Raw genomic sequence first — 22875 nt, 5'->3', positions numbered from 1 at the left:
CTCCACGCCGAATCTTAGGTACATCCCAGAATTGTCACAGCCGCCTGATGCGGCGACGATCCCAGATGACGTGTAGGAGGGCCTTCAGGCCCGACCATACAGACAATCCGGGATACCCGGGGGAGGCGTCGCATGAAGACGGTCTTCATCAACCCCGAGCGGTGTATCGGTTGTCGGCAATGTGAGTTCGCATGTGCCGTGGCGCATTCCAGAAGCCACGACCCCGCCACGGCGATCGGCGAACGACCCGGGCCGCATACCCGCATTCACGTACTGCCCGGACCTGCATTCAACACTTCCTTCCCGTCGCGCTGCCGGCACTGCGATCCGGCGCCGTGCGTGGGCGTCTGCCCCACCGGCGCCATGGGCCGCGACGAGGCCGAGGGAGTGGTGCTTGTCGATCCGGAGCGCTGCATCACCTGCGCCATGTGCGCCATGGTCTGCCCCTTCGATGCCGTGGACTTCCACGTGCACGGTAACGGGGCACCGGCGCGGCTGGTCGCCACCAAGTGCGACGGCTGCATAGACCGGGTGAGGGAGGGCAGGCAGCCGGCCTGCGTCGAAGCCTGCAAGGTCGGCGCACTGGTCTACGGCGAACTGAACGATCTGATCGCGGCGGGCCGCGCCACGCAGGCGAGCGCGATGCTCTCTGCCGCCGCTTCCGCCGGGACCCTGCCCGCACCCGCCGGCGTAACCGGCTGGCGTGCCTGGGGACGGGAGGCGGCACACGTAAACCGGGAGGTGGGTCATGGCCGCTCATGACAATGTGAAGCAATTCAGCATCAACAACGACGCGCTCGCCATGATCGCCAGGGCGCGGCAAGAAGGCATCGAGACAGTATGGGACCGGCTCGCCGCCCAGGAACCTCAGTGCGGCTACTGCGCCATGGGCGTGAGCTGCCGCAACTGCTCCATGGGCCCCTGCCGGGTGGATCCGTTCGGCGACGGTCCGCAGAAAGGCGTCTGTGGCGCGGATGCCGACATCATCGTGGCCCGCAACCTGGGCCGCACCATCGCCGCCGGGGCATCGGCCCATTCGGATCATGGCCGCGACATCCTCGAGGTGTTCGCCGAGCTGGCGAAAGGCGAGAGTTCCGGCTACGAGCTGCGTGACGAGACCAAGCTCCGCGCCCTGGCCGGGGAATGGGGCATCGAGGCGGACGGGCGTCCGCTCGAAGAGGTGGCTCGGGATCTGGCCGCTGCCATGATGGAGGAGTACGGCACCGCGAAGGGACACCTCAGCTTCGCCGACCGGGTGCCCGAGGCCCGCAGCGAGTTGTGGAAGAAGCTGGGCATCGCTCCCCGCGGCATCGACCGCGAGAACGTGGAGATGCTGCACCGGACCCACATGGGCGTGGACAACGACTACGTGAACACGCTCCTGCACGGCCTGCGCACCAGCCTGTCCGACGGCTGGGGCGGCTCGATGATCGCGACCGAACTCTCCGACGTGATGTTCGGCACACCGAAGCCGACGCCCTCGCGCATCAACCTCGGGACGCTCAGGGAGGAGTGCGTGAACATCGCCCTGCACGGCCACAACCCGGTGCTCTCCGATGTGATCCTGCAGGCGGCCGACGATCCGGAGCTGGTCGCGCTGGCGAAGGAGAAAGGCGCCGAGGGCATCAACCTGGTCGGCCTGTGCTGCACCGGTAACGAACTGCAGATGCGCAAGGGCATCCCGATGGCCGGCAACCACCTGATGCAGGAACTGGTGCTGCTCACCGGCGCGCTGGACGCGATGGTGGTGGACTACCAGTGCATCATGCCGTCGGTCACCGACGTGGCGAAGTGCTTCCACACGGAGGTCATCTCCACGGCGGACAAGGCCAAGTTCACGGGCGCCACCCACATCTCATTCGATCCGAAGCGCGGTCTGGAGATCGCGAAGGAGATCATCGGACGCGGCATCGAAGCCTACGGCAACCGCAATCCGGAGCGGGTGCGCATCCCCGAGGGCACCGTGGAAATGATGGCCGGCTTCTCGGTGGAAGCGATCCTGGGCGCGCTCGGCGGAACGCCGGAGCCCCTGATCGAGGCCATCAAGGATGGCCGCATTCGCGGCGCCGCCGCGGTGGTGGGCTGCAACAATCCGAAGATCAAACAGGATCACGGTCACGTGACGCTGGCGAAACGGCTGATCGAGAACGACATCCTGGTGCTCGTCACCGGCTGCTCCGCCGTCGCCAACGGCAAGGCGGGACAGATGATGCCGGAGGCGGCCGAGATGGCCGGTCCGGGTCTCAAAGCCGTCTGCCAGGCGCTCGGGATCCCACCGGTGCTGCACATGGGCTCCTGCGTGGACAACACGCGGGTGCTCGCGCTGGCCGCGGCACTCGGCAACTACCTGGGCGTTGACATCGCGCAGCTGCCACTCGCCGGCGCGGCGCCTGAGTGGTACTCCGAGAAGGCCGTGTCCATCGGCGCCTACGTCGTGGCCAGCGGCATATACACGGTGCTCGGCGTGCAGCCGGCGATCTTCGGCAGCCCCAACGTGGTGAACCTGCTGGCCGACGGCCTGGAGGACGTGGTCGGGGCGAAGTTCGCCGTCGAGGCCGACCCCGAAGCGGCGGCGCTGCTGATCCGCCGGCATATCGAGCACAAGCGGGCCGGCCTCGGCCTGCCGCACCTCGAGGATGTCGAGATCGGCGCCGCGGCTTGAGGAGACGACCGTGTGCGAAACATGCGGACACCAGTACGGCCACCCGGACGGCCAATCCCATGGCCACGGGCACGACGGTCATCACGGCCAGGAGCACGGCCACTTGCACCTGCCGGCGAACGCCAGGGCCGAGGACTTCCGTGTCGTGGTGACGGGCAAGGGCGGCGTGGGCAAGACCAGCCTCACCGCCCTGCTCGCCCTGCGCATCGCGCGCCGTGGCATGCGGGTGCTCTCGCTCGACGCCGACCCCCAGGTGAACCTGCCCTGGGCGCTGGGCCTGCCCGCGGAGGAGGCGCAGGCGCTGACGCCGCTGTCGGAGAACGCGGACTACGTGGAGGAGACCACCGGTGCGCGTCCCGGCGACGGCTGGGGCCTGTTCTTCCGCCTGAACCCGAAGGTGGACGACGTGGTGGACCGGTACGGCACCGTGACGCCCGAGGGGATACGGCTGCTGGTGATGGGTAACACCGTGCAGCCCGCGGCTGGCTGCCTGTGTCCTGAGAATGCGCTGCTGGCCGCCGTCGTGAACGCGATCGGACTCCGCGAGGGCGAGGCCATACTGATGGACACCCAGGCGGGCTTCGAGCACTTCGGCCGCGCGCTGGCGCGGGGCTTCCGCCACGCGGTGGTGGTGGCCGACCCTACTTTCAACGGCGTGCAGGCCGCCCTGCACGCGGCCCGGCTCGCCCGCGAACTGGACATCGGCGCGATCCACCTGGTGATCAATGGTGTACGTGACGACGACGAGTACCGACGCGCCCTGGAGAGGATCGACGGGGCGGGTGGATTCGACTTCGCGAGCAGCCATCGGCTGCCGTGGGACGAGACATTGCGTCGCTCCGAACCCCTGGTGGCTCCGGCGCTGGACGAGGCAACCGACCCCGCGCTCGCCGAGGCCGTGGATGGCCTGCTGCAGGCGCTGGTCGATGACGAGACGAGTACGAGACGAGGACTGGCAACATGCGCATCCTGATACTGGGTGCCGGACCGGCCGGCATTTCCGTGGCGGAGAACATCCGTGACGTCCAGGAGGTCGCCGGCTCCGCGCCGGAGATAGCGATGGTCTCTGCGGAACCCTTCCCGCCCTATTCACCGCCCGCCATGGCGGACCACTTCCTGACCGGCGACGAGTCGCGGCTGTACTGGAAGGGAAACGATATCTGCGAGCGGCTGGAGGTCGAATACCATCCGGGCAGCATCGTGACCGGGATCGATGCGGAGGCTCATCGCGTGAGCCTGGCCGAGGGCGAACCGCTGGCTTACGACCGGCTCGTGATCGCCACCGGCAGCCGACTGCATGCTCCCGTCGAGGGAGCGACGATGCCGGGCGTCTACAACTTCAAGTCGCTGTCGGCGGCGCGGGAGCTGGTCGAACACGCCCGCCGTGGCGAGATGCAGAAGGCGGTCATCGTCGGCGCCGGATTCATCGGCGTGGAAGTGGCGCTGGTACTGGCCGACCTCGGACTGGACGTAACGCTGGTGGAGCAGGCCGAGGGGGTGATGCCGCGGATGCTGGACGAGGAGACGGCGGACATCGTGCGCCGGGCGCTGGTCGCGCGCGGCGTCCGCGTCCTCATCGATACCACGGCGAGCGCCTTCGCCGGCAACAGCCGCGCGCGGGCGGTGGTGCTGGAAAGCGGCGACGTGATCACGGCGGATGCCTGCATCGCGGCCACGGGCGTGAAGCCGAACATCGATTTCGTCGCCGGCGGCGGCTTCGACGTGGGCTGGGGCGTGCGGGTGGACGATCGCCTCCACACCGGCGTGGCCAACGTCTGGGCCGCCGGGGACTGCGCGGAGACGCGGGACCGGATGACCGGCGAGCGCTTCGTGCACGCGATCTTCCCGAACGCGATCAATCAGGCCCGGGTGGTGGCCGAACAGCTCATGGGTTTCGAGACCCTGTACGAGGGCGCCGAGACCATGAACAGCCTGCGGCACCTGGGCGTGCCCGTGATGGCGGTGGGCGAGCTGACGGGCGACGCGGAGGCCGTGCGATCCAAGGCCGACTCGCTGCGCCGGATCGTGCTGCGCGACGGCCGCATCGTGGGCTTCAGGCTGGCAGGAGATATCCGGGGCGCCGGCGTCTATCGTTCCCTCATGCTGCGCCGCATCGACGTCGGCGCCTACGGAGAGGGGCTGGCCGACCCGGCGTTCATCGACCGCCACCTGGCCGACCCCTTCCTCCAAACCGCCGCCTGAGGAAGAGGTGCCGGACCGAACTTTTGCAACTTTTTCGAGTTATTGGCGTCGGTCGCCCAGCCTGAGGAAGGACACGTCACGGATTCGGCCTACTTGCCCTTGCTCGTAGAAAAGTTGGAAAAGTTGGAAAAGTTCGGTCCGGCACCGGATTCGAGCCAGCTTCGAAGCGGGGCGATGGACTCCTCATAGCCGATCCGCGCCACTCTTTCGACTTCCTCGAAGTCGAGCATGCCCACACCCCGGACGTGGATGTTCCGATAGAAGTCGGCCAGCCCGTCCTCCAGCATGGCCCGACGTGCCCGGCCGGAGCCCACGACCATCGCATTCATGATGACGGCGGCGATTCCCGGCGCGCGGCGCGAGCGCTGCCAGGGCAGCAACCGTGCCACGGCCTGCTGCAGGCCCGACACGGCGAGACCGAATTCGTTCTTCCCGGTGGGCCCCCTCGGCGGTGCGACATCGATGGCGATCACCGGTCCCGTCGGGTTCAGGTCCCGCATCACGTCGACCGGCACATTGTTGAGCACACCGCCGTCCACCAGCAGGTCTCCCGCTTCGCGCACGGGCGGCAACACGCCGGGAATCGATACGCTCGCACGAACAGCGCGCGCAAGATTGCCGCGACGATGGACGACGCTGCGCGCGGTCGTCAGATTCGTCGAGACGCAGTAGAAGGGCAACCACAGGTCCTCGATATCCCAATCGCCCATCCACTCCTCAATGCTGCGCGTGATACGGCGCCCCGCCAACAGCGATGCAACGGGCAGCGTGTAATCCAGCAACGACGAAAAGCTCTCACGAACCAGCTTCACACCCTCGGCCGCGCTGCAGCCCCAGGCGGCAGGAACGGAAACCGGGGCGCCGATGCTCGTTCCGCCGATCATGTCGATGGGGATACCGAGCTCTTCCAGCGCCCGGATGACGCCGAGGTGTGCGAACCCGCGGGCACCACCGCCTCCCAGCACGAGTCCGATCGCCTGCCCAGCGAATGTGCGCGCGAGCCGGCCGATATCACCGTCGTGGCCTTGACGCAGGTGATACACCGCATCGAGCTGACGACCCTGGAGCCACGCAGCGGTGCCCCGGGGCCGGTCGAGATCCGGCGGATGCAGAAGTAACAGGCTGCGGCGCGGTTCACGGCCTGCGCGCCAGTGATCGGTCAGTCGGGCGTCGATCTCGCCCGGACGCGGATCGGCCGTGCCATCGGCAACGATCACGACGTGATCGGCCTGGTGGACACAACGCTCGGTCCAGGGCGACCACTCCGGGTCTGCGATGTACAGCACATACCGGTGGCGATCGCCGAGCTCCTGCAGCCATTCCGCCAGACGCGGATAGGAAGGCGCCGAGTCGGCAACGCGACTGATACCCGACTGGCCGAGCTCGCGGTCCACCGTCGCCGCATCCATCGGGATGGCATCCCCGTATCGAGACATGCAGTGCGCCAGCGTTCTCGCCATCTCCTGCACCGTGACGGACGGCCCGGCGGGGAGGAGCGCGAGGCTCGTGCCCAGGGTCTCGCGGCGAACTCCGACGGCGCTGCGTCGCTTCAATCGCTCGATGATGATCTGCGTGAGACTCTTCATCGCGCCCGGATAGACTTCGATGAGCCGATCGAAGTCCTCTCGCGGTATTCGCGCCAGGACGCTGCTTCGGACCGCGTAGACGGTGGCGGAACGGGGCTCGCCCGACAGCAGCGCCATCTCGCCGACGGTCTCGCCGGTGTGGACCATGTTGATCACCTGTTCGCCGCCGTCCGGCTGTGCGACCGTAACGCGCAGCAGGCCACTCAGCACGATATAGGCGCAATCGGCGGACTCTCCCTCGCAGAAGAGATCGTCGCCGCTGCCGAGCGTCAGGAACTCGATCGATTCCTGAAGTGCTTCCGGGATGCTGCCTTCCGAAGGCTCGAAGGGTCCGAATAGCCGATTAAGGTGACGGGCGAGCTGCAGGCGGCGGAGCCGTCCCTCGACGATACGCGTCACGCGCTCCCAGGTGTCGGGACTGCTGTCCAGCAGAGCCTCGAAACGCGAGCGGGACAGGACCGCGACCCACGAGTCGTCCAGCGCGCGGACGTCGGCGAGCCGCGTGCCACCGACGACCAGCTCGGTTTCGCCGGCGAATTCGCCCGGCCCGATCTCGTTCAGGACGCGGATAGCGCCGTCCTCAGCAGACTGGGTGGCCGCAAGCCGACCCTCCAGCACCAGACAGGCTTCGTTGCCCTGCTCCCCGGCTCGCATGAGGAGTTCTCCGGCCGAGCACCGCAACTCCTCCGCGCCATCCGCCAGATCGGCTATCTCCCGCTCGCTCAGGGCAGCGAGTGGTCCTCCCTTCTCACGAAGTAATAGCAAGCGATGCTGCATGTGTGCCCCCCAAACCCTCAGCCCTCCGGTGCCTCCGGTGCCGGACCGAACTTTTGCAAGTTTTTCGACTTGCCGTTCCGCCATGCAGCAGGGCGGATTGTCCGGAAGCAAAAAATCCCGGTGCGCCAGAGCGGCGTCACCGGGATTTCAAAACTCAATAAGTTGGAAAAGTTCGGTCCGGCACCTCAATCATCAATCGCCGCCGAATAGCTTGCGCAGTCCTTTCGTCACCTTTTCCTTGGCGCTGCGCTCGGTCTCCTGCTTAGCGGCTTCCTCGGCGCCCTCTTTCGCGGAGTCGGCCAGTTCCTCGGGAAGGCCGGGCTGCTCGCTGCCGGGCTGCTGCTCCCCACCCATGCCGGGCATGCCCTGCATCATGGAGCCCATGCCGCCCATGTTGAACTTGCGATAACCGGCCGGGATCTCGAACAGCGAGTCCGGCTGATCCCCCCGCTCCAGCTTCTTCACCTCATAGCGGAAACGGCTGCGCTCGCCGTTGGTCTCGGATACCGCGAAGCTTTTCACCGCGATATTGTCGGCGGTGAACCAGGTAAAACCCCCGTACTTCCCGTCCGGTCCCTCGTAGATCACCTTGTATTTCGTCGTATCGAAACCGTTGACCTTCTCCTGCCCCACCACTTCCCGCTCGATGAGGCGGTACTCCTTTATCTGATCGCTGGACTGACCCATGTCCATTTCCATGTACATGCCCTGCGGCATGAGCATGTAGGTCTTCTGTGCTTCCAGGTCCTGCAGCACGACCATGTCCTGTCCCCCGACCTTCATCTCGTCGCGGATATGGCCCGGTTTGTAGTAGATGGTCGTGTCGATATTCTGCTCTTCGGTCTCGAGACGCGCCTCCGCGCGGAACGGCGTCTCCACCGCACCGACTTGAGCGGCCTCGTTCATGCCGACGGCGATCATGCCACCGAAAGCGAGAGCGGCTTCGGCCCCGAGCAGCGTGGAGAGCGAGGCGGCGAGAACCAGTAATGTCTTTTTCATTTTCTCCCCCGTGGAGGCTGATTGCCGACCTTAGAACTTACGCCTGCGCCGGAAGGTCCGTCAAATACGCTCCTGCGCCTTTCAACGGCCGGCCGGGCCCTTTAGTATTTCCCCGGAGCACAACGGCATCCGGTGCCTGACCGGATGACAGGGGGAACAAGCGCCATGATCCATACGCTGCGACACCGCATCGCACCAATCGCCATGCTGCTCCTGGCCGCCGTCACCGCGGCGCCGGTGTCAGCACAGGCACCCGAGGATATCGTCTCGGCCGACACCCGCGCGTGGGCGGCCGAGCGGCTCGACGCGGCAGAATCGGCCCTGGCCACGGGCGACCTCGAAACCGCCTGGAAAGCGACAGAAGCGGCGGCCGATGCGCCAACCCGCTTCCATGGCCGGGGCCTTGCCAACGTCTCCGCACGAGCGCTCGGCGATGCACTCTACGGCCGCATCTTCCAGCTGCGTAAGAGCATCCGCACCGAACTCGGGCGCCAGGCCGAGGAGGCGGGCGTCGTCTACAGCCAGCCGGGGACCCGGGAGGTGAGTGAACCCTGGCGGCGGGAGTCCAGGGATGCCCTGACCTGGTACATGGGAGCCCCCGATCCGGACGCCGTCGGCCGACTCGCCCGGTCGGCCCCCGCTGACCGTACGATACTCCTGCGAATGCTCGGCAGTATTTCGGCGAACGACGACGGCGAGATCGAATACGGCGTCGGCCGGGCGGGCTCCGGCGTCGCCATCGGCCACGAGCCGCTGTGGGACCGCTATGAACCGCTGCCCGAGGAACTCGCGCTGCAGCAGCGATTCGAGGACGAGGTCATACCGATCATCGTGGGCCGCATGCAGCAGGAGGCCGAAAGACTGCTTGCCGAGGAGCAGGCACTCTACGAACGGCCGATGACGGAGATGGAGAAACAGGGCGCTTCCGGCGACTGGGAGGCGATGGCGGCCGCCGTCACCGGCGTGGAGGCGGAGGAAACGCCGGCTCCGGAGGTACAGATCCGGCTGTGGCGGGCGCGGGATTCGCAGAAGCTCCTCCGGGAGTCCAAGGAGTGGCACGAGACCCTGGCCGTCAGCGTCCGTGTGGACGGCGAAGTGCGCATGCGGCGGGCTGTAGCCGTGCCGGTTCTCGAACGTGCGAAGGCGCGGGCCGACGAGATGATGGCGATCGGGGATGACACCGGCGTCCCGCTGACGGCACGCGCCGAAGCCTACGACGACGCGCAGGACTACTATGCGATCGCCGACGACCGGGGGCTCGCCGACCTCGCCTACCAGAGACGCGCGGCCCTGCAGCCGGCGCTGGAGGCTTATCAGGCGAAGCGCGAAGCCGCGATGGATAAGGCCCAGGAGGAAATGAAGGGCATGGCCGCAGAGATGGAGCAATCGCTGCAGGACATGGAGAAGACCGAGGAAGAGAAAAAGGCCTTCAAGGAAGAGGCCGACGCTCTCGAGGACGAGCTCGGCTTCTGATCAGCCCCCGGGGCGAGTCGGCGGCGGGTGCGTATCGCCGGCTGCTTCCTCCCGCCAGCGCTGGACCAGAAGCCGCGGGTCCCGGACGACGGGCAGCTCGCCGCGGACGTCGGGCAGGCGGAGGATGGAGAGCACGAACGGGTAGACGTCGGTCACGTGACGCTCGCCGATCACGATGCCCCCCGGCAGACCTCGTCCGCGAGCCATGAAGATGCCATGCATGGCCGGCACGGACGGGTCCCAGCCATGGTTGCCGGCCTTGATCTTCGCGATCCGCTCGGGGCGGGACACCACTGTCCGGCCGGGCTCGGCCATCAGCACGATGTCGGCGAAGCGGGTGTCGTCGTCTGCTACGCGCCAGTGGCCCGGGGATTCCGCCCTGAGCCAGGCCCGGCCGTGGCTCCAGCTCGCGTTCACGCGGTCTCGAATCGCAGCGGCCCGGGCCGGATCCGGAGTGTCCAGCCAGATGTTCAGGTAGCTGCCGCCGCCGTGGAAGGTCAGGCCTTCCAGGTCGATGTGCTCCGAGAACACGTAAGGCGGCGCTTGGGTATCGGTAGCCTGCTGGCCGTGATCGGAGACCACGATTACATGGACCCGCTCGGCGATGGGGAGCCTCTCGATGCCGTCGAGCAATCGGCGAAGATGGCCGTCCACCCGCCGTATTGCCGCGCGGCTCTCCGCCGAGTCCGGTCCGGTGCGATGCGCCGCCAGGTCCACGTCGTCGAAATAGAGGGTGACGAGATGGGGCCGGCCGGGCGCCGGCAGGGCCAGCCAGTCGAGTACCTGGTCCACCCGGGTCTCGCCGGGGACGGAGCCGTCGTAGGGGTACCAGTAGGCGGGCCGGATGCCCTGGATGTCGGCCTCCGTGCCCACGAAGAAGAAGGCGGCGGTCAGCATGTCGTTCTGCTCCGCCACCACCCAGAGCGGGTCGCCGCCGTACCAGCTGCCGTCCTGCACGGCCTCCCGGTCGTACATGCGGAACCAGTTGCCGCCATCGGCCGGCGGGAAGTGATTGGCAACGAGGCCGTGGTCGGCGGGATAGAGCCCGGTGGCGATCGAGTAGTGATTGGGGAAGGTGAGCGTCGGGTAGACGGGCACCAGCGACGTGGCACTGATGCCGGTGGCGGCCAGCTCGTCCAGCGCCGGGGTTTCGGTCCTGTCCCGGAAGTCGTGGCCGAAGCCGTCGATGGAGACGAGTACCACGTAGGGTTTGTCGGCATGCTCCGGCGCGTTGAAGCTCCCGGCCTCGGCCAGCGAGAGTGCGACGATCACCAGGAGGGCGGCTCCGTAGCAGGTTCGGGCGAATCTCAAGTCGGTAACCTCGGGCGCGGGTGGAAGCCTGCCAGGACGGCCGGGAGTGCCGGCGGCAGATGTATTCCCTGGCGGCGAATCAGGTTATGCCAGACCGGCGCGGATAAGAAAAGGCGCCCGCAGGACTCGCCTGCGGGCGCCGGGTGCCGGGGCGGGGGGATGTCCCGGCGATACGCCATAAGTTGCAAAAGTTCCGAAAGTTCGGTCCGGCACCTCCTACGGGCGGGTTCCGCCTTCGACCGGGTCCTTGGTCCAGCCGAGTTCGGTCCAGTCGTACTTGTTGCCGCCGTGGCAGTCCACGCAATTGCCGTTGTAGCCGAGAGAGGCTTCGCCGGGGGCGATTTCGTGGTTCACCGTCAGGTACATGACCGTATCGATGAACTCGAACTCGCCCGTGTAGGTCTGGCCGGCGTAGGCAGCGCCTTCAGCCAGGGCGAGATTCCAGTCGTAGACCTTCCAGTAGGCGTTCGGACCGCCACTGGGACCGAACAGATGCGGCACGAGAATCGTGTTGTTATTCGCATCCGCAGGCTGGTTGCCGATCATCTTCTTGAACGGATAAATCATCGCGTCGGGTATCGTGTAGTCGGCCGTGGGCTCGGCCAGCACTGCCGGCAGGGAGGTGTACTGATCGTTTGCGCCGATCAGCGTCTTGGTCCACTTGCCGTCGTAGTATTTCAGGGTCGGCCGCACGTTGTTCTCCCAGACGAACGAGCCCTTCTTCGGGTCGTAGACGGGGTCACCGGTCACCGGATCGGTCTCCACACCACGCTCGAGGTCGCCGGCATCCTCCCAGTACCACTCGGTCTTCGTCGTCTTGTCGCGCGCGAACGTCGGAATATGGCAGACCTGGCAGGCCAGCGCGGTATGGGTTTCGACGATGTTCTGGACGTCAGTACCCGCATGAATGTTGAACCGGTCGCCGTGGCAGTCGGTGCAGTCCTTGATGCTGCCCTCGTCCGTGGAGTGGTACACCATGCCGCCGATGCCATGGTCGATGGCTTCGCCGTCCGCATTCTTCTTCACGGTGTGGCAGGCCGTGCACTCGAGATTCCCGCCGTCCGTGCCCATGTGCACGTCGAACTCGCGGGTGGTGTCCGCGAGCGCCATGGCAAGGTCACCGTGCTTGACGTTGTCGCCGCCGCCGGCTTTCGCATGGCAATCGATGCAGTTGTCGATCGTGGGCACGCCGCCGTTCTCCGCGACACTCTGGGCCACCTTGTTCAGGTCGAGCGGCGTCCCATCCGGCAGTGTCTCGACAGGCAGCCCGGCGGTGGTCGGCGCCTTGGCATAGTCACCCGTCTGGTCATGGCATACGAGGCAGTCCACGTTTTCGGGATTACCGAAATCGTAGGTATTGTCGGCGTAGCCGTAACCGGTATGGCACTGGGTGCAGCGTCCCTCGTTACTAGGCACGGCGACACAGAAGTTGTTGATGATCTGGTTCTTGCCGAACGTGAGTCCCTCGACGCCAGCCATGGTCGTGGTGACGCCCTCCCACTTGAAGTGGGCACTCTCGAGCATATCGTCGCCGATCGTGCCGTGGCAGTTCAGGCAGGACTCCGTGCCTTCGTACGGGTTCTCGGCGAAATAGCCCTTGTGCAGTTGGACGGGTGCATAGGCATCGCTCGCAAGCGCATTACAATCCGTGGCGTCCACCACGCCGTCGCCGTTGAGGTCCTCGTCCGGATCGGCCACCCCGTTCTCGTTCAGATCCCAGCAGCTGATGCCGTCCGCTCCGTCAGCCCCGTCCGCTCCGTCGGCGCCGGGGGCTCCATCGTCGCCCTCACAGCCCGTCATCGCGAACGCCAGCATGAGCATGGAAAGTACGGCCAGTAACCGGGCTTTCGCCGGTATCAATGCGTTCATTCTTCTTGCCTCCTGTCGGCTCATCACCCGGGCGGCTGTATCGGCGCGAAGCAGCCAGACCCTCATCGAGAAGAACCCGGACCGACTCTCGCTGAGGTCGCAGACCCGGAGGAGCCGCCCGACAAACATCGGGACTATGATTGGCCGCCCCCGCTAAGGTCGGATTCCGTATTTCTTCGGATGGAAGTGTTGTGCAATGCGGCAAAAAAATGAATACGGTTGATCACGCCCAAAGGTAGGTAATTTTCCTAATACTAGCTTTTATAACGGAATTTCATGCTATTTAGGAATCGGTATACCAGTTTTCTGTTTTTAATCGTTTTATCAGCATATTACGCATCACTAATGCACTGTTTGTATACCAGACGGCGCCCGCAAGCGATTGACACGGCCGCCGCGGCAGGGCAAGGGTGTAGGGATGCACAACAGGAGAAGCCGGTATGTCACGATTCCTGGCGGGTTTCCTCGCCCTCTGGGCACTTCTTGCCGCTGCCGCGGCGGTGGCCCAGTCGCCCTCGGTAGCGCAACCGCCCGAAGACGGAGTCACCGCCGACACCGAGGACATCGAGGAGTTCGTCAGGACCCTCGAGGATCCGCAGGCCCGGGAAGAACTCATCGATCAGCTGAAAGTCCTGATCGAGGCACAGAAGCAGCAGTCGGAAGGGCCGCTGCCCGAGCCGGCGAGCATCGTCGACGTGGCGGGCTCGATCTTCGCCGACGTCCGGGACCGCGTGCTGGCCATCGAGCCCCGTCGCGCGCTGATCTCCGGTACCGTGAGCGCCGCGATCCTGATCGGGGCGTTCCTGCTGCGCTGGCTGCTGCTCGTGCTCATGCGCAAGCTCTATGCCCGGCTGACCGGCCCCGGCCCCGGCCGACGGCCTGACGGGGAAGCCGCAACATCGTCGGCCACCGGCGAGGAAGCGGATACCGAGCGGGCCGGGGACGAGCAGCGTCGGGAAGCCGTCGGGGGAGAACGGATCGAGCTGCCCGGTACCCTCACGCGCCTGCTGACGCTGATCATCGGCGTTGCCGCGGTGATCCTGATCGCCGAGACCTGGGGCGCCGGCATCGGCGGACTGCTGGCCACCGATATCGGTTCGCGGCTCGCCGAGACTTCGGTCGCCATCGGGCTGATCCTGATCGTCACCGCCGTGCTCTGGAATGCCGCCGACCTGGTGATACAGCGGCTGCTGCGCGTGGCCACCCGCAGCCTCGACCGGGAGCGCTCCGCGCGCAGGCTGGACACCCTCGTGCCGCTGCTGCGCAGCGTGCTGCAGGCCACCATCGGCGTGCTGGCCGCACTGCTGCTGCTCTCGGAACTGGGCGTGAACATCGGCCCGCTGCTGGCCGGCGCGGGCATCCTCGGTCTCGCCATCGGCTTCGGCGCCCAGACGCTGGTGAAGGATCTGATCACCGGCGTGACAATCCTGCTGGAGGACGGCGCCACCGTGGGCGACGTCGTCGAGGTAGCGGGGCATGCCGGCGTGGTGGAGGAGATGCGCATCCGGGTCATCCAGCTGCGGGACCTGGCCGGCAACGTGCACCTGGTGCCCTACAGCGACGTGACCACCATTAAGAACTTCACCAAGGAGTTCTCTTATTACCTGTTCGAGATCGGCGTGGCCTACCGGGAGGACACGGACGAGGTCTGCGATGTGCTGAGGGAGCTCAGCGACGAGATGCAGCAGGATGAAAAATACGGCCCGGACATCATGGAGCCGCTGGAGATCCTGGGCGTGGACCAGTTCGCCGACAGCGCCGTGATCATCAAGGCGCGCATGAAGACCAAGCCGATCCGCCAGTGGGCAATCGGCCGGGAATTCAACCGGCGCATGAAGAAGCGCTTTGACGAGCGCAACATCGAGATTCCGTTCCCGCACACCACGCTGTACTTCGGCGAGCCCAAGCAGGGCACGCCGCCGCCGCTCCACGTCGCTCGGGACGAGCCGGCGGGCGAGCCGGCCGGCGACTGATGACGGGAGGCTCGGCGAGGGCCGGCAGGGCCGGGGGCCCGCCGCGGCGCCTAGAGCATCACGTCGGAGCAGATGCGCCGGGTATCGTGGGGCTGGCCGCCCTGCTCCAGCGTGAGATAGAGCGTGATCAGGTAGAAGCCGACGAAAACGAAGTCGCTGTGCAGCTTGTAGTCATTGGCGATGAAGAACGCGAACAACTCGTCGAAGGACTCCTTGAAGTCGTCGATGCGAAACACCTGGGCGCTCTGGTCGACGCCGAAGTGCGCATGCAGCAGCTCCTTCAGCTCGGATTCCGCGGACTGGGACAGCTCCGGCTTCAGCATGCCCATCTGCCTGAGCGCGTCTTCGAAGGCGGATTCGTCGTCGCTGTAGAAAGAACGGTACAGCGCCACCATGCCCTCGCGGAACTCGCTCCGCAGCTGTATCCACAGGCCGTTGGGCTCGTACAGCAGCTCGTTGTCGCGAGCGCCGAAGCGCGCCGGGCGCAGATCCAGGAACAGGCCGTCGTCCACCAGCCACTGCCCGAAGTACAGATGCAGGATATCGTCGCCCAGCGCCTGCAGCCGGTCCGGGTCCTGAATGTCCTGGAGGGGCTCCGCGTCGTAGCGGTCGTCCGTCAGGGTCACCGCGGAGACCGTCTCAGCGGTGGCGCGGCGGAGCTTGCGTACGCCACGCCCGGTCATGAACTGCCAGCTCACCTGGCGCATGGCGGAGAGCATCGGCCGCCACTCGATGGCATCCCAGCCCGTCGTGGGCACGAAGCGGGCCAGCTGGCGGAGTTCTTCGGGAATGAAGCCGGGCAAGCGCATCGATTCGCTCCTGCGAGATTGACGGGACATTGACGGCGTACCGACGAGAGATTGCCGGCCGCCCCCGGGTGCCTGAGACTCGGAGGCACAGCGCCGCTTTCCGCCCCGCATGTTAGGGTCTCCTCCTGGAAATCGAAAGGTCTGAACACAGATTGAGCACATCCTCGCCACAGACTCCGGCAGATCCGGCGCTTTATGCTCCGGCGGCGGAGGAATTCGAGCGCACGCTGGAGAAACTCGAGCAGGCCCGCCCCTTCGGCAAGGCACTGCACCAGCAGCGACTTTTATCCATCGCCCGCAAGCTCCTGAACACCGCAGAGGGCATCGAGGCGCTGTACGGCTACGCGCCGCGCTTCGACAGCGCGGGGTTGTTCATGGGGGGCGACTGGGACGAGCCGGAGAAGCTCCAGCCCTCCCTGGTGCGCGATACGCTGACGGCCGGCGGCGACTTCCCGGCGCTGGAGTGCCTCAGCGAGCTGCGCTTTCTCGCCATCGCCACCGGCCGGGTGGCGCATCCGGCGCTCAGCCCGGCGGACGCGCGCGCTTTCCTGGAGGACGTGCTGGCGCGGAACCTGGATTTCCCGTTCCCGGAGGCGACGGAGTTTACCCGTCAGGACAGCCTGATGACGGAACGGCTGCAGCGGTTCTACGGCTTCCTGCTCGAGCACCTGGGCATGGACGGCATCCTCGATGCGCTGGTGGCCGAGTGCGAGCGCATACTCCTGCAGCGGCCGATAATGGTGCAGCGCGCCGAGGAGATGCTTCGTACCGCCGAGCACGTGCTGCCGGAGCCGGCGGCAGAGGACGAGTCGCCGTCGATCCGGTTCACCCGCTGGCTGATCGAGGCCCTGCGAGGTCCGTCGGAACTGGCCCGCCGGCATCCCGACCCGGAGGAGTATGCGCTCGCCCTCGCCGGCCTGGACGAGGGGTCGCTGGCGGCCGAGGCCGGCGCTTTCGGCGGACGGATGAACCGCACCGGCCTCGTGAGCCGACATCATGCGGTGCTGCTGCGCCACCTGTCGGGCAGCAGCGACGATCTCCTCGTGGACGCTCTGGCGCTGAACCGCATCGGCCGGACCAGCCTCGCCGAGTACCGGCAACTGATCGGCCTCGTCATCGCGCACGCGGTGTTGCCGGATACGGCGCGGTGCATCTACGGGCTGTCGCGACTGCTGAACCGGGGCATCCTGTTCTTCCAGCCCGTGGCGCCGGGGCTGCAACACCTGACCGTCCTCACGATAGACCCGGAAGTGGCAGAACTGTTGCGCTCCGCGAGCCAGCTTGAGGATCCCCCTCCCGCGAACGCGCTCCTGCTCGCGGCGACGCTGAGCGTGATCGGCCAGCCACGGGGCGTCGACCAGGGCCACAATCCGACCTGCCAGGCGGCGCGGGCCATCAGCCTCTGGTCGCTGAACGACGTCGGCTACCTGCTGGAGATGATCGCGCGCGCCGCCGGCGAGAACGAGGTGGTGATGCACTTCGAGGGCGGCACGATCCGTTCCGCCGACCTGCCCGCCGGCCTGGCCGGGGAGCTGCACACGGAGCTCGACGCCGTCTCTCTGGTGCTTACGCCGCATCTCGACCGGATCTACATGGAGATGAGCCGGCGCACGATCGGCCGGCCGGGAGACGGGCACAGGTGGGTCAACCCGGAGTTCCACGGCTGGTGGGTCTACCGCGGCTTCGCCTCGCTGGTGGATCCCGCGACCGAGGCCATCCAGGATGCCGAGGGTTTCGTCCGCCGCTTCCACGCGGCCTACCACCCCGAATACAACGGCGGCAGGGATCTGGTGTACGCACAGCCCTGCGGCGTGGTCTCGGTGAGCGCCAGCGGCGAGTTCGTCGGCTGGCACGCCGTATCCATCCAGCGGGTGGCGCGGGATCCCGCCGGCGCCTGGCGCGTCTACTTCTTCAATCCGAACCGGGACAAGGGCCAGAACTGGGGTCACGGCATCGTGACGTCCACATCCAACAACGGCGAATGGGAAGGCGAGTCGTCGCTGCCCTTCGAGCAGTTCCTTATGCGCCTCTACGTGTTCCACTACAAGCGCAGCGAGCTCGGCGAAGAAGACAGCGTGCCGGCGCAGACGGTAACGGCGATACTGGACGGCATCGCCGAAAGCTGGGCCGGGGAGCGGGACTGGATCAGCCGTGGCCACGGCTGAGGCGGGTGACGTGTTGCTCGTCTACGACGAGCGCATGCTGGCCCACGACCCGACGGGGTGGGACCCGGAACGCCCGGACTGGACGAGTGCCGTCAAGGCGCTGCTCGCCGCGCAGTACCCGGACAAGGACTTCGACGAGGGCTACGTGCATCCGGAGCGCCCGCAACGGATCACCGCCGTCGCCGGGCGGCTGGGCGAGCAGCCCGTCCCGGGCACCCGCTGGCTGACCACCGAGCCCGCGGAGCCGCCGGAACTCGAACGCGTGCATACCCACGAACACGTCGCATTTATCGAGAGCCTGATCGGCCGCGCCTGCTGGCTGGACCGGGACACCACTGCCGTCTCGCCGGGCAGCGTCATGGCGGCCAAGCTGGCCGCCGGCGCGGGCATCACGGCCGTCGAATGTGTGGCCCGGGGCGAGGCGACGCGTGCCTTCTGCGTCACGCGGCCGCCCGGACATCACGCGAGCGCGGCCCGCGCCATGGGGTTCTGTCTCTACAACAACGTCGCCGTCGCGGCCGCCCATGCCCGCGCGCTGGGAATGCAGCGCATCCTGATATTCGACTGGGACCTGCACCATGGCAACGGCACCCAGGACATCTTCTATGCGGATGGCGATGTCCTGTTCGTCGACACCCACTGCGCGGCGCCCTTCTACCCCGGCACCGGCGCCCTGGAGGAAACCGGAGAGGGCGCCGGCCGGGCCGCCACCGTCAATATCCCGCTACCCCCCGGCAGCGGGAATGCCGCGATGCTGCGGGCGATGGAGACGATCATCGTGCCGGCGGCAGAGACCTTCCGCCCGGACCTGGTGCTGGTCTCGGCCGGCTTCGACGCGCACTGGCACGATCAGACCTTCGCGATGGACGAGGGCGGTTTCGCCGCGATCACGGCCGGGCTCTGCGGCATCTCCGACCGCCACGCAGGCGGGCGTCTGATCCTGTGCCTGGAAGGCGGTTACAATGCCGACGCGCTGGCCGCGAGCGCTCACGCCACCGTCGCAGCCCTGGCCGGGACGCTGCCCGACACGCTGAACACGCTGGAAGAGGACCCCGGCATCGCCGCAGTCGATGCCGCCGCGGCCTTCCACCGGCAAGCGGCCGGACGCTGACGGGGACGCTCAGACGTAGAAGTCCAGCTCCTCCTGGTGTTTCAGCAGATCCCGCAGCTTGTGCGGGTCGTCGCCGAAGAAGAACACCAGTCCCCAGTGGGTGCCGAATGCGGTCCGCTTCGTGACCGTCTCCTCCATCGGCTGCGTCAGCTCGTGATAGTCGAAGTAGGGGTGCTCCTCGGTTTCCCGCGGGATCTCGAGCTTGCTCACGACACGGCGGCGCGGATAGACACCGAAGCAGCCGGCATAGCCCTTCGCGTCCTCGACCGGTTTCGGGAAAAACGCCTGGATCTCCTCCTCGGTGCTCTTCGGGTCGAAGACCAGGATGGAGGCCTGGTAGGCGTTGAAACCGTAGGCCCGTTCGATCAACTCGAAGGCCTTGAACCCCGGCGGCCGGTAGGCGACCTCGCCGAAGTACATGGTGCCGTCGCTGGTCACGAAGTACTCCGGATGGATCTGGCCGAACTTGATATCGAAGGTCTTGATCAGCTTCTCGATCTGCTCGGTGATGGCGGCGCGCCAGCTCTCGAGTTCCGGCGTCGCCGGCACGAACACGGAGTAGCCGAGCGTCACGTACTCGGAGATGTTCAGGAAGCGGATCTTGCCGTCGTGTACCCATGCCTCCACCGCGAACTCCCAGCCGTCCAGATGGCTCTCCATCAGCAGCGGGAACTCGGTTTCCGGGATAGCGTCCACTTCCTCCGGTGTCCGGATGACCCGGTGTCCCAGACAGCCGGCCTTGTCGAAGGCCTTCAGGTGGATGGGGTCGTCGGGGTCGCCGTCCAGCTTCAGCAGCGTCTGATTCACCCGGCGCAGGAAACGCACGACGTCATCCTTGTCATGGGCTTCTTCGAAGATGCCCACGCGGATTCCGCCCAGCTGGGCGCGTCGCTTCATCAGCGCCTTGTCCCGGAACAGCACGGCCTGGCCATGCAGCCGCGGACTGCCCATCAGCACCGAGTTGATGGCGCCGGCCCACTCCACTGTCTCCTCGAACAGGGGGATGGCCACGTCCACGCCCTCCTCCTTCAGGCGCTCGGCGATCTCCAGCGAGCGATCGTTCAGCCGTTCGAAATTCCAGGGAATGTAGGGGATGTCGTTCTTCTTGCAGTAGTCCTCGGCCCAGTCGGGCGCGACGACCACATAACGGCGGTCGAAGCGGTCTGCGGCCTCGACGGCGCCCAGGCTCCAGCCGAGCAGGGCCACATAGCCTTTTTCCGGGTTCTTTTCCACGAATCCTCCATGCTGCCAAAGGGGGTCTATTACCCTAACATATCCGCTAAATGGCTGATTTTGGCGTCCAGATTGCGACCAATCCCGGCAAGCTCTTTTGAAGACCGGGCTCGCGTGTGACAGGATAGAAAGCCGCTTCGCGCCACCATAACGGCGATCTGCCGGCGCGGAAACCGCTCAGGAACAGAAAGGAGACAACATGAAAATCGTGCGTCTGAAGGACCTCGAAGGTACTGATCAGGAGGTGAAGAGCCCCGCCGGGTGGACCAGCGTGCGCTTCCTCCTGGCGAAGGACGGCATGGGCTTCTCCTTCCACGAGACCACCTTCCCGCCGGGGCTCGAGTTCGACATGTGGTACAAGCACCACCTGGAGGCCGTTTACTGCTACAAGGGCAAGGGGGAGCTGACGAACCGGGATACCGGCGAGAAGTTCACGATCGAGCCCGGCACGCTCTACGCTCTGGACAAGCACGACAAGCACACGCTGAAGGCGATCGAGGAACTCAAGCTCGTGTGCGCATTCAACCCGCCGGTAACCGGTCGTGAGATCCACGATGAGGAAGGCGCCTACATCCTCAATCCACAGGACGCCATCGAACCTCAGGACTGACCGGAGCGGAACGGAAGCTCGGCAGGCGGCACGCTCCGCGGACCCGGCCGTGTGAACAACATGCGGACAATGCGGGAGACCGCCATGACCAGGATCGTCGTATTCGCGTTCCTCGCCTTCGGCGCGACGGCTTGTACGACCGTGACCGGCAGATCGGATGCCGGCGTGCCCACATCGACGGACGGGGCGGCCGCGGCGGAAATGCCGGACTCAACGCGCACAGCGACTCCGGCGGGCGAACTCGCCGCCGGGCTCGAGCTTCCGGCCACCTTCGCGGGCACCCTGCCCTGCGCCGACTGCCCGGGCATCCGTTACCGACTGAACCTCTGGCCGGACGGTGTCTTCCACCTGCACCGGGAGTGGCTCGACCGGGACTTCGGGGAGTCCGATGTCGGCCGCTGGCGCAAGGACCCGGCCAGGAACGCCATCCTGCTCTACGGCGGCCACGAGATTCCGCTGCAGTTCTCGGTGGAGGATCCGCGTACGCTGCGTCAGCTCGACGTGGAGGGCCGCCCCATCGAATCCGACCTGCCCTACGAGCTCACGAGCGCGGGCAAGCTCGAACGCCTGGAACTCGAGCTGCCGCTGCGCGGCATGTTCACCTACCTGGCGGACGCGCCGCGCTTCGAGGAATGCCTTACCGGACGCTCCTACCCCGTGGCCATGGAAGGCGCCTATATCGAACTGGAGCGCGCCTATCTCGCGGCGGACATGCGGCCGGGCGCTCCGATCCTGGCGGCGCTGGAGGGAGCGATCACGGAGCGGCCGGCAATGGAGGGCGAGCGTCTGATACCCACCGTGGTGGTCCGGCGCTTCATCGGCCTGTTTCCGTCACAGAACTGCGAGAGAGCCATGAGCGAGGCCGCCCTGCCGAATACGTACTGGCGCATCGTGAAGCTGGAAGGCGAGCCCGTGCCCGTGGTCGACGACCGACGTGAACCCCATCTGATCCTGCGCGGCGGCGAGAGTCGCTACGCCGCCACCGTCGGCTGCAATCAGCTCATCGGCACCTGGGACGTGGAGGGAGACCGGCTGACATTCACCGGCGGCGCCTCCACGCTGATGGCCTGTCCGCCGCCGCTGGATGCCCGGGAGACGAAACTGAAGAGCGTACTGGCCGACACGCACACCTGGCGTATCAACGGGCAGGTGCTCGAATTATTTGACCGGACCGGGACGAACATCGCGGTCTTCGAGGCCGTCTACCTGCCCTGAACGCCGGGCGCCGCGGCCGCAGTCGGCACCTGGTTCGTCTGGCTCAGACGGGGCCCCCGCTCGGCGGGGCAGCCTTGTGCGCCGGCCAGGCCGCGAACGCGAGATAGTAGAGGAAAACGATATTCGCCAGCGGAACGATAATCAGCAGGCCCAGCGCGCCCGGGTAACCCGCCTTCTGGCAGATGCGCCAGAAAGGGACGACCACGATGGCGGCCCACACCAGCATCATCAGGTAACCGCCGCCGACCATATCTCCGTTCATCATCTTGCTTCTCCTCTCTGCCTCGTCTCATGATAGCGTGACCCGGAACTTCCCGTGCGGGGCGCCGTGGCGATAGAATCCGTCGGACCACGGAAGGAGACCCACCATGACACGACTTGCCCGATCCCTGCTCTGCCTCGCCTTCGCTCCGCTCGCGCTCGCGGTGGCCGGCGACGAGGGCGCCGTACGCCTGTCGGAACCCGTCACCGTGACGGACGACTACGAGGAGTTCGGCGCACCGGTCGTCTCCGCGGAGTCGGCGATTGCGCTGGGCGAGCTCGTCGGCGCCGGCGACGAGTACGTCGGCCGCGAGATCACGCTGACCACCCGGATCGCGAAGGTGTGTCGCAAAAAGGGCTGCTTCTTCATCGCCCGTGACGGCGACGCGACGGCGCGCATCACCTTCAAGGATTACGGCTTCTTCATCCCGACCGACTCGGCCGGCAAGGAGGTGCTGCTGAACGGCACCTTCGAGCGGCGCGAAATCACGGAAGCCCAGGCGGAGCACTACCGCAAGGATCTGGGCGAGCCGCCGCGCGGCGGGCCCGCCGCCGGCCCCGAGTACCACATCGTGGCGACGGCCGTACGCATCCCCAGAGGCTGAGGCGCCCGCTGCGC

At 66.5% G+C, this 22875-nt stretch carries 18 protein-coding genes; 11 read left to right on the top strand and 7 right to left on the bottom strand.

The features are described 5' to 3' along the window. Nucleotides 1–132: 132 nt before the first annotated feature. From ACJMKZ_RS00285 to ACJMKZ_RS00270, 4 genes are read left to right on the top strand one after another with little or no spacing between them, the layout of a single operon-like run. A complete protein-coding gene (locus ACJMKZ_RS00285; RefSeq protein WP_405231093.1) occupies nucleotides 133–762 on the top strand; it encodes a 4Fe-4S dicluster domain-containing protein in 630 nt (209 codons plus the stop codon). After that, on the top strand, nucleotides 749–2662 hold the full coding sequence (gene cooS / locus ACJMKZ_RS00280; protein WP_405231092.1) for an anaerobic carbon-monoxide dehydrogenase catalytic subunit: 1914 nt from the start codon (nucleotides 749–751) through the stop codon (nucleotides 2660–2662). Before ACJMKZ_RS00285 ends, cooS begins: the two co-directional genes overlap by 14 nt. Before the next feature lie 10 nt (nucleotides 2663–2672). Next, entirely contained in the window at nucleotides 2673–3635 is a 963-nt protein-coding gene (locus ACJMKZ_RS00275) for an ATP-binding protein (protein ID WP_405231091.1), read from the top strand. Continuing rightward, the gene (locus ACJMKZ_RS00270) at nucleotides 3623–4864 is read left to right on the top strand and encodes an NAD(P)/FAD-dependent oxidoreductase (protein ID WP_405231089.1); all 1242 of its coding nucleotides are present in this window, start codon (nucleotides 3623–3625) and stop codon (nucleotides 4862–4864) included. The genes ACJMKZ_RS00275 and ACJMKZ_RS00270 overlap by 13 nt, the downstream gene beginning before the upstream one ends. A gap of 89 nt (nucleotides 4865–4953) precedes the next feature. On the opposite strand, the gene ACJMKZ_RS00265 is transcribed toward ACJMKZ_RS00270, so the two are convergent. Both ACJMKZ_RS00265 and ACJMKZ_RS00260 read right to left on the bottom strand, forming a co-directional pair. Continuing rightward, nucleotides 4954–7227: a cyclic nucleotide-binding domain-containing protein gene (locus tag ACJMKZ_RS00265; RefSeq protein ID WP_405231087.1), complete on the bottom strand. Its 2274-nt coding sequence runs from the start codon at nucleotides 7225–7227 to the stop codon at nucleotides 4954–4956. 192 nt (nucleotides 7228–7419) lie between these two features. After that, nucleotides 7420–8226, bottom strand: coding sequence for a hypothetical protein (locus ACJMKZ_RS00260; protein ID WP_405231085.1), 807 nt, complete (start codon nucleotides 8224–8226; stop codon nucleotides 7420–7422). Nucleotides 8227–8391: 165 nt separating this feature from the next. On the opposite strand from ACJMKZ_RS00260, the gene ACJMKZ_RS00255 reads away from it, so the two are divergent. Next, nucleotides 8392–9699: a hypothetical protein gene (locus tag ACJMKZ_RS00255; protein ID WP_405231083.1), complete on the top strand. Its 1308-nt coding sequence runs from the start codon at nucleotides 8392–8394 to the stop codon at nucleotides 9697–9699. On the opposite strand, the gene ACJMKZ_RS00250 is transcribed toward ACJMKZ_RS00255, so the two are convergent. Next, the gene (locus tag ACJMKZ_RS00250) at nucleotides 9700–11010 is read right to left on the bottom strand and encodes an alkaline phosphatase family protein (protein WP_405231081.1); all 1311 of its coding nucleotides are present in this window, start codon (nucleotides 11008–11010) and stop codon (nucleotides 9700–9702) included. 216 nt (nucleotides 11011–11226) lie between these two features. Next, nucleotides 11227–12879 carry a tetrathionate reductase family octaheme c-type cytochrome gene (locus ACJMKZ_RS00245; RefSeq protein WP_405231079.1) on the bottom strand — a complete coding sequence of 551 codons (1653 nt, stop codon included), beginning with the start codon at nucleotides 12877–12879 and terminating at the stop codon, nucleotides 11227–11229. A 440-nt stretch (nucleotides 12880–13319) separates the two neighbouring features. On the opposite strand from ACJMKZ_RS00245, the gene ACJMKZ_RS00240 reads away from it, so the two are divergent. Further along, the gene (locus ACJMKZ_RS00240; protein ID WP_405231077.1) at nucleotides 13320–14852 is read left to right on the top strand and encodes a mechanosensitive ion channel family protein; all 1533 of its coding nucleotides are present in this window, start codon (nucleotides 13320–13322) and stop codon (nucleotides 14850–14852) included. Nucleotides 14853–14902: 50 nt separating this feature from the next. On the opposite strand, the gene ACJMKZ_RS00235 is transcribed toward ACJMKZ_RS00240, so the two are convergent. After that, nucleotides 14903–15661 (bottom strand): hypothetical protein, encoded by a 759-nt coding sequence (locus ACJMKZ_RS00235; RefSeq protein WP_405231076.1) that lies wholly within the window; start codon nucleotides 15659–15661, stop codon nucleotides 14903–14905. A gap of 152 nt (nucleotides 15662–15813) precedes the next feature. Here ACJMKZ_RS00235 and ACJMKZ_RS00230 point away from each other — a divergent pair, with 152 nt between their 5' ends. Together ACJMKZ_RS00230 and ACJMKZ_RS00225 are read left to right on the top strand one after the other, a co-directional pair. Further along, the gene (locus ACJMKZ_RS00230) at nucleotides 15814–17826 is read left to right on the top strand and encodes a hypothetical protein (RefSeq protein WP_405231074.1); all 2013 of its coding nucleotides are present in this window, start codon (nucleotides 15814–15816) and stop codon (nucleotides 17824–17826) included. After that, complete coding sequence (locus ACJMKZ_RS00225; protein ID WP_405231072.1) at nucleotides 17813–18937, top strand: histone deacetylase family protein; 1125 nt, start codon at nucleotides 17813–17815, stop codon at nucleotides 18935–18937. Before ACJMKZ_RS00230 ends, ACJMKZ_RS00225 begins: the two co-directional genes overlap by 14 nt. Nucleotides 18938–18946: 9 nt before the next feature. Here ACJMKZ_RS00225 and ACJMKZ_RS00220 read toward each other — a convergent pair whose 3' ends face one another. Next, the gene (locus tag ACJMKZ_RS00220) at nucleotides 18947–20170 is read right to left on the bottom strand and encodes an ATP-grasp domain-containing protein (protein WP_405231071.1); all 1224 of its coding nucleotides are present in this window, start codon (nucleotides 20168–20170) and stop codon (nucleotides 18947–18949) included. A gap of 199 nt (nucleotides 20171–20369) precedes the next feature. Between ACJMKZ_RS00220 and ACJMKZ_RS00215 the strand changes: the two genes are divergently transcribed. Further along, nucleotides 20370–20780, top strand: a complete 411-nt coding sequence (locus ACJMKZ_RS00215; RefSeq protein WP_405226280.1) for an ectoine synthase — start codon at nucleotides 20370–20372, stop codon at nucleotides 20778–20780. A gap of 84 nt (nucleotides 20781–20864) precedes the next feature. Next, nucleotides 20865–21995 (top strand): META domain-containing protein, encoded by a 1131-nt coding sequence (locus ACJMKZ_RS00210; protein ID WP_405231069.1) that lies wholly within the window; start codon nucleotides 20865–20867, stop codon nucleotides 21993–21995. Nucleotides 21996–22038: 43 nt separating this feature from the next. Here the strand turns inward: ACJMKZ_RS00210 and ACJMKZ_RS00205 are convergent, their stop codons facing one another. Further along, nucleotides 22039–22260 (bottom strand): hypothetical protein, encoded by a 222-nt coding sequence (locus ACJMKZ_RS00205; protein WP_405231067.1) that lies wholly within the window; start codon nucleotides 22258–22260, stop codon nucleotides 22039–22041. 103 nt (nucleotides 22261–22363) lie between these two features. Between ACJMKZ_RS00205 and ACJMKZ_RS00200 the strand changes: the two genes are divergently transcribed. Beyond that, nucleotides 22364–22861 (top strand): DUF4920 domain-containing protein, encoded by a 498-nt coding sequence (locus ACJMKZ_RS00200; RefSeq protein WP_405231065.1) that lies wholly within the window; start codon nucleotides 22364–22366, stop codon nucleotides 22859–22861. The last annotated feature ends 14 nt before the right edge of the window (nucleotides 22862–22875 follow it).

The organism is Lentisalinibacter salinarum, from assembly GCF_040706555.1.
Taxonomy (GTDB): Bacteria; Pseudomonadota; Gammaproteobacteria; order Steroidobacterales; family Woeseiaceae; genus Lentisalinibacter; species Lentisalinibacter salinarum.
This window is presented reverse-complemented; position numbering and strand designations above follow the sequence as displayed.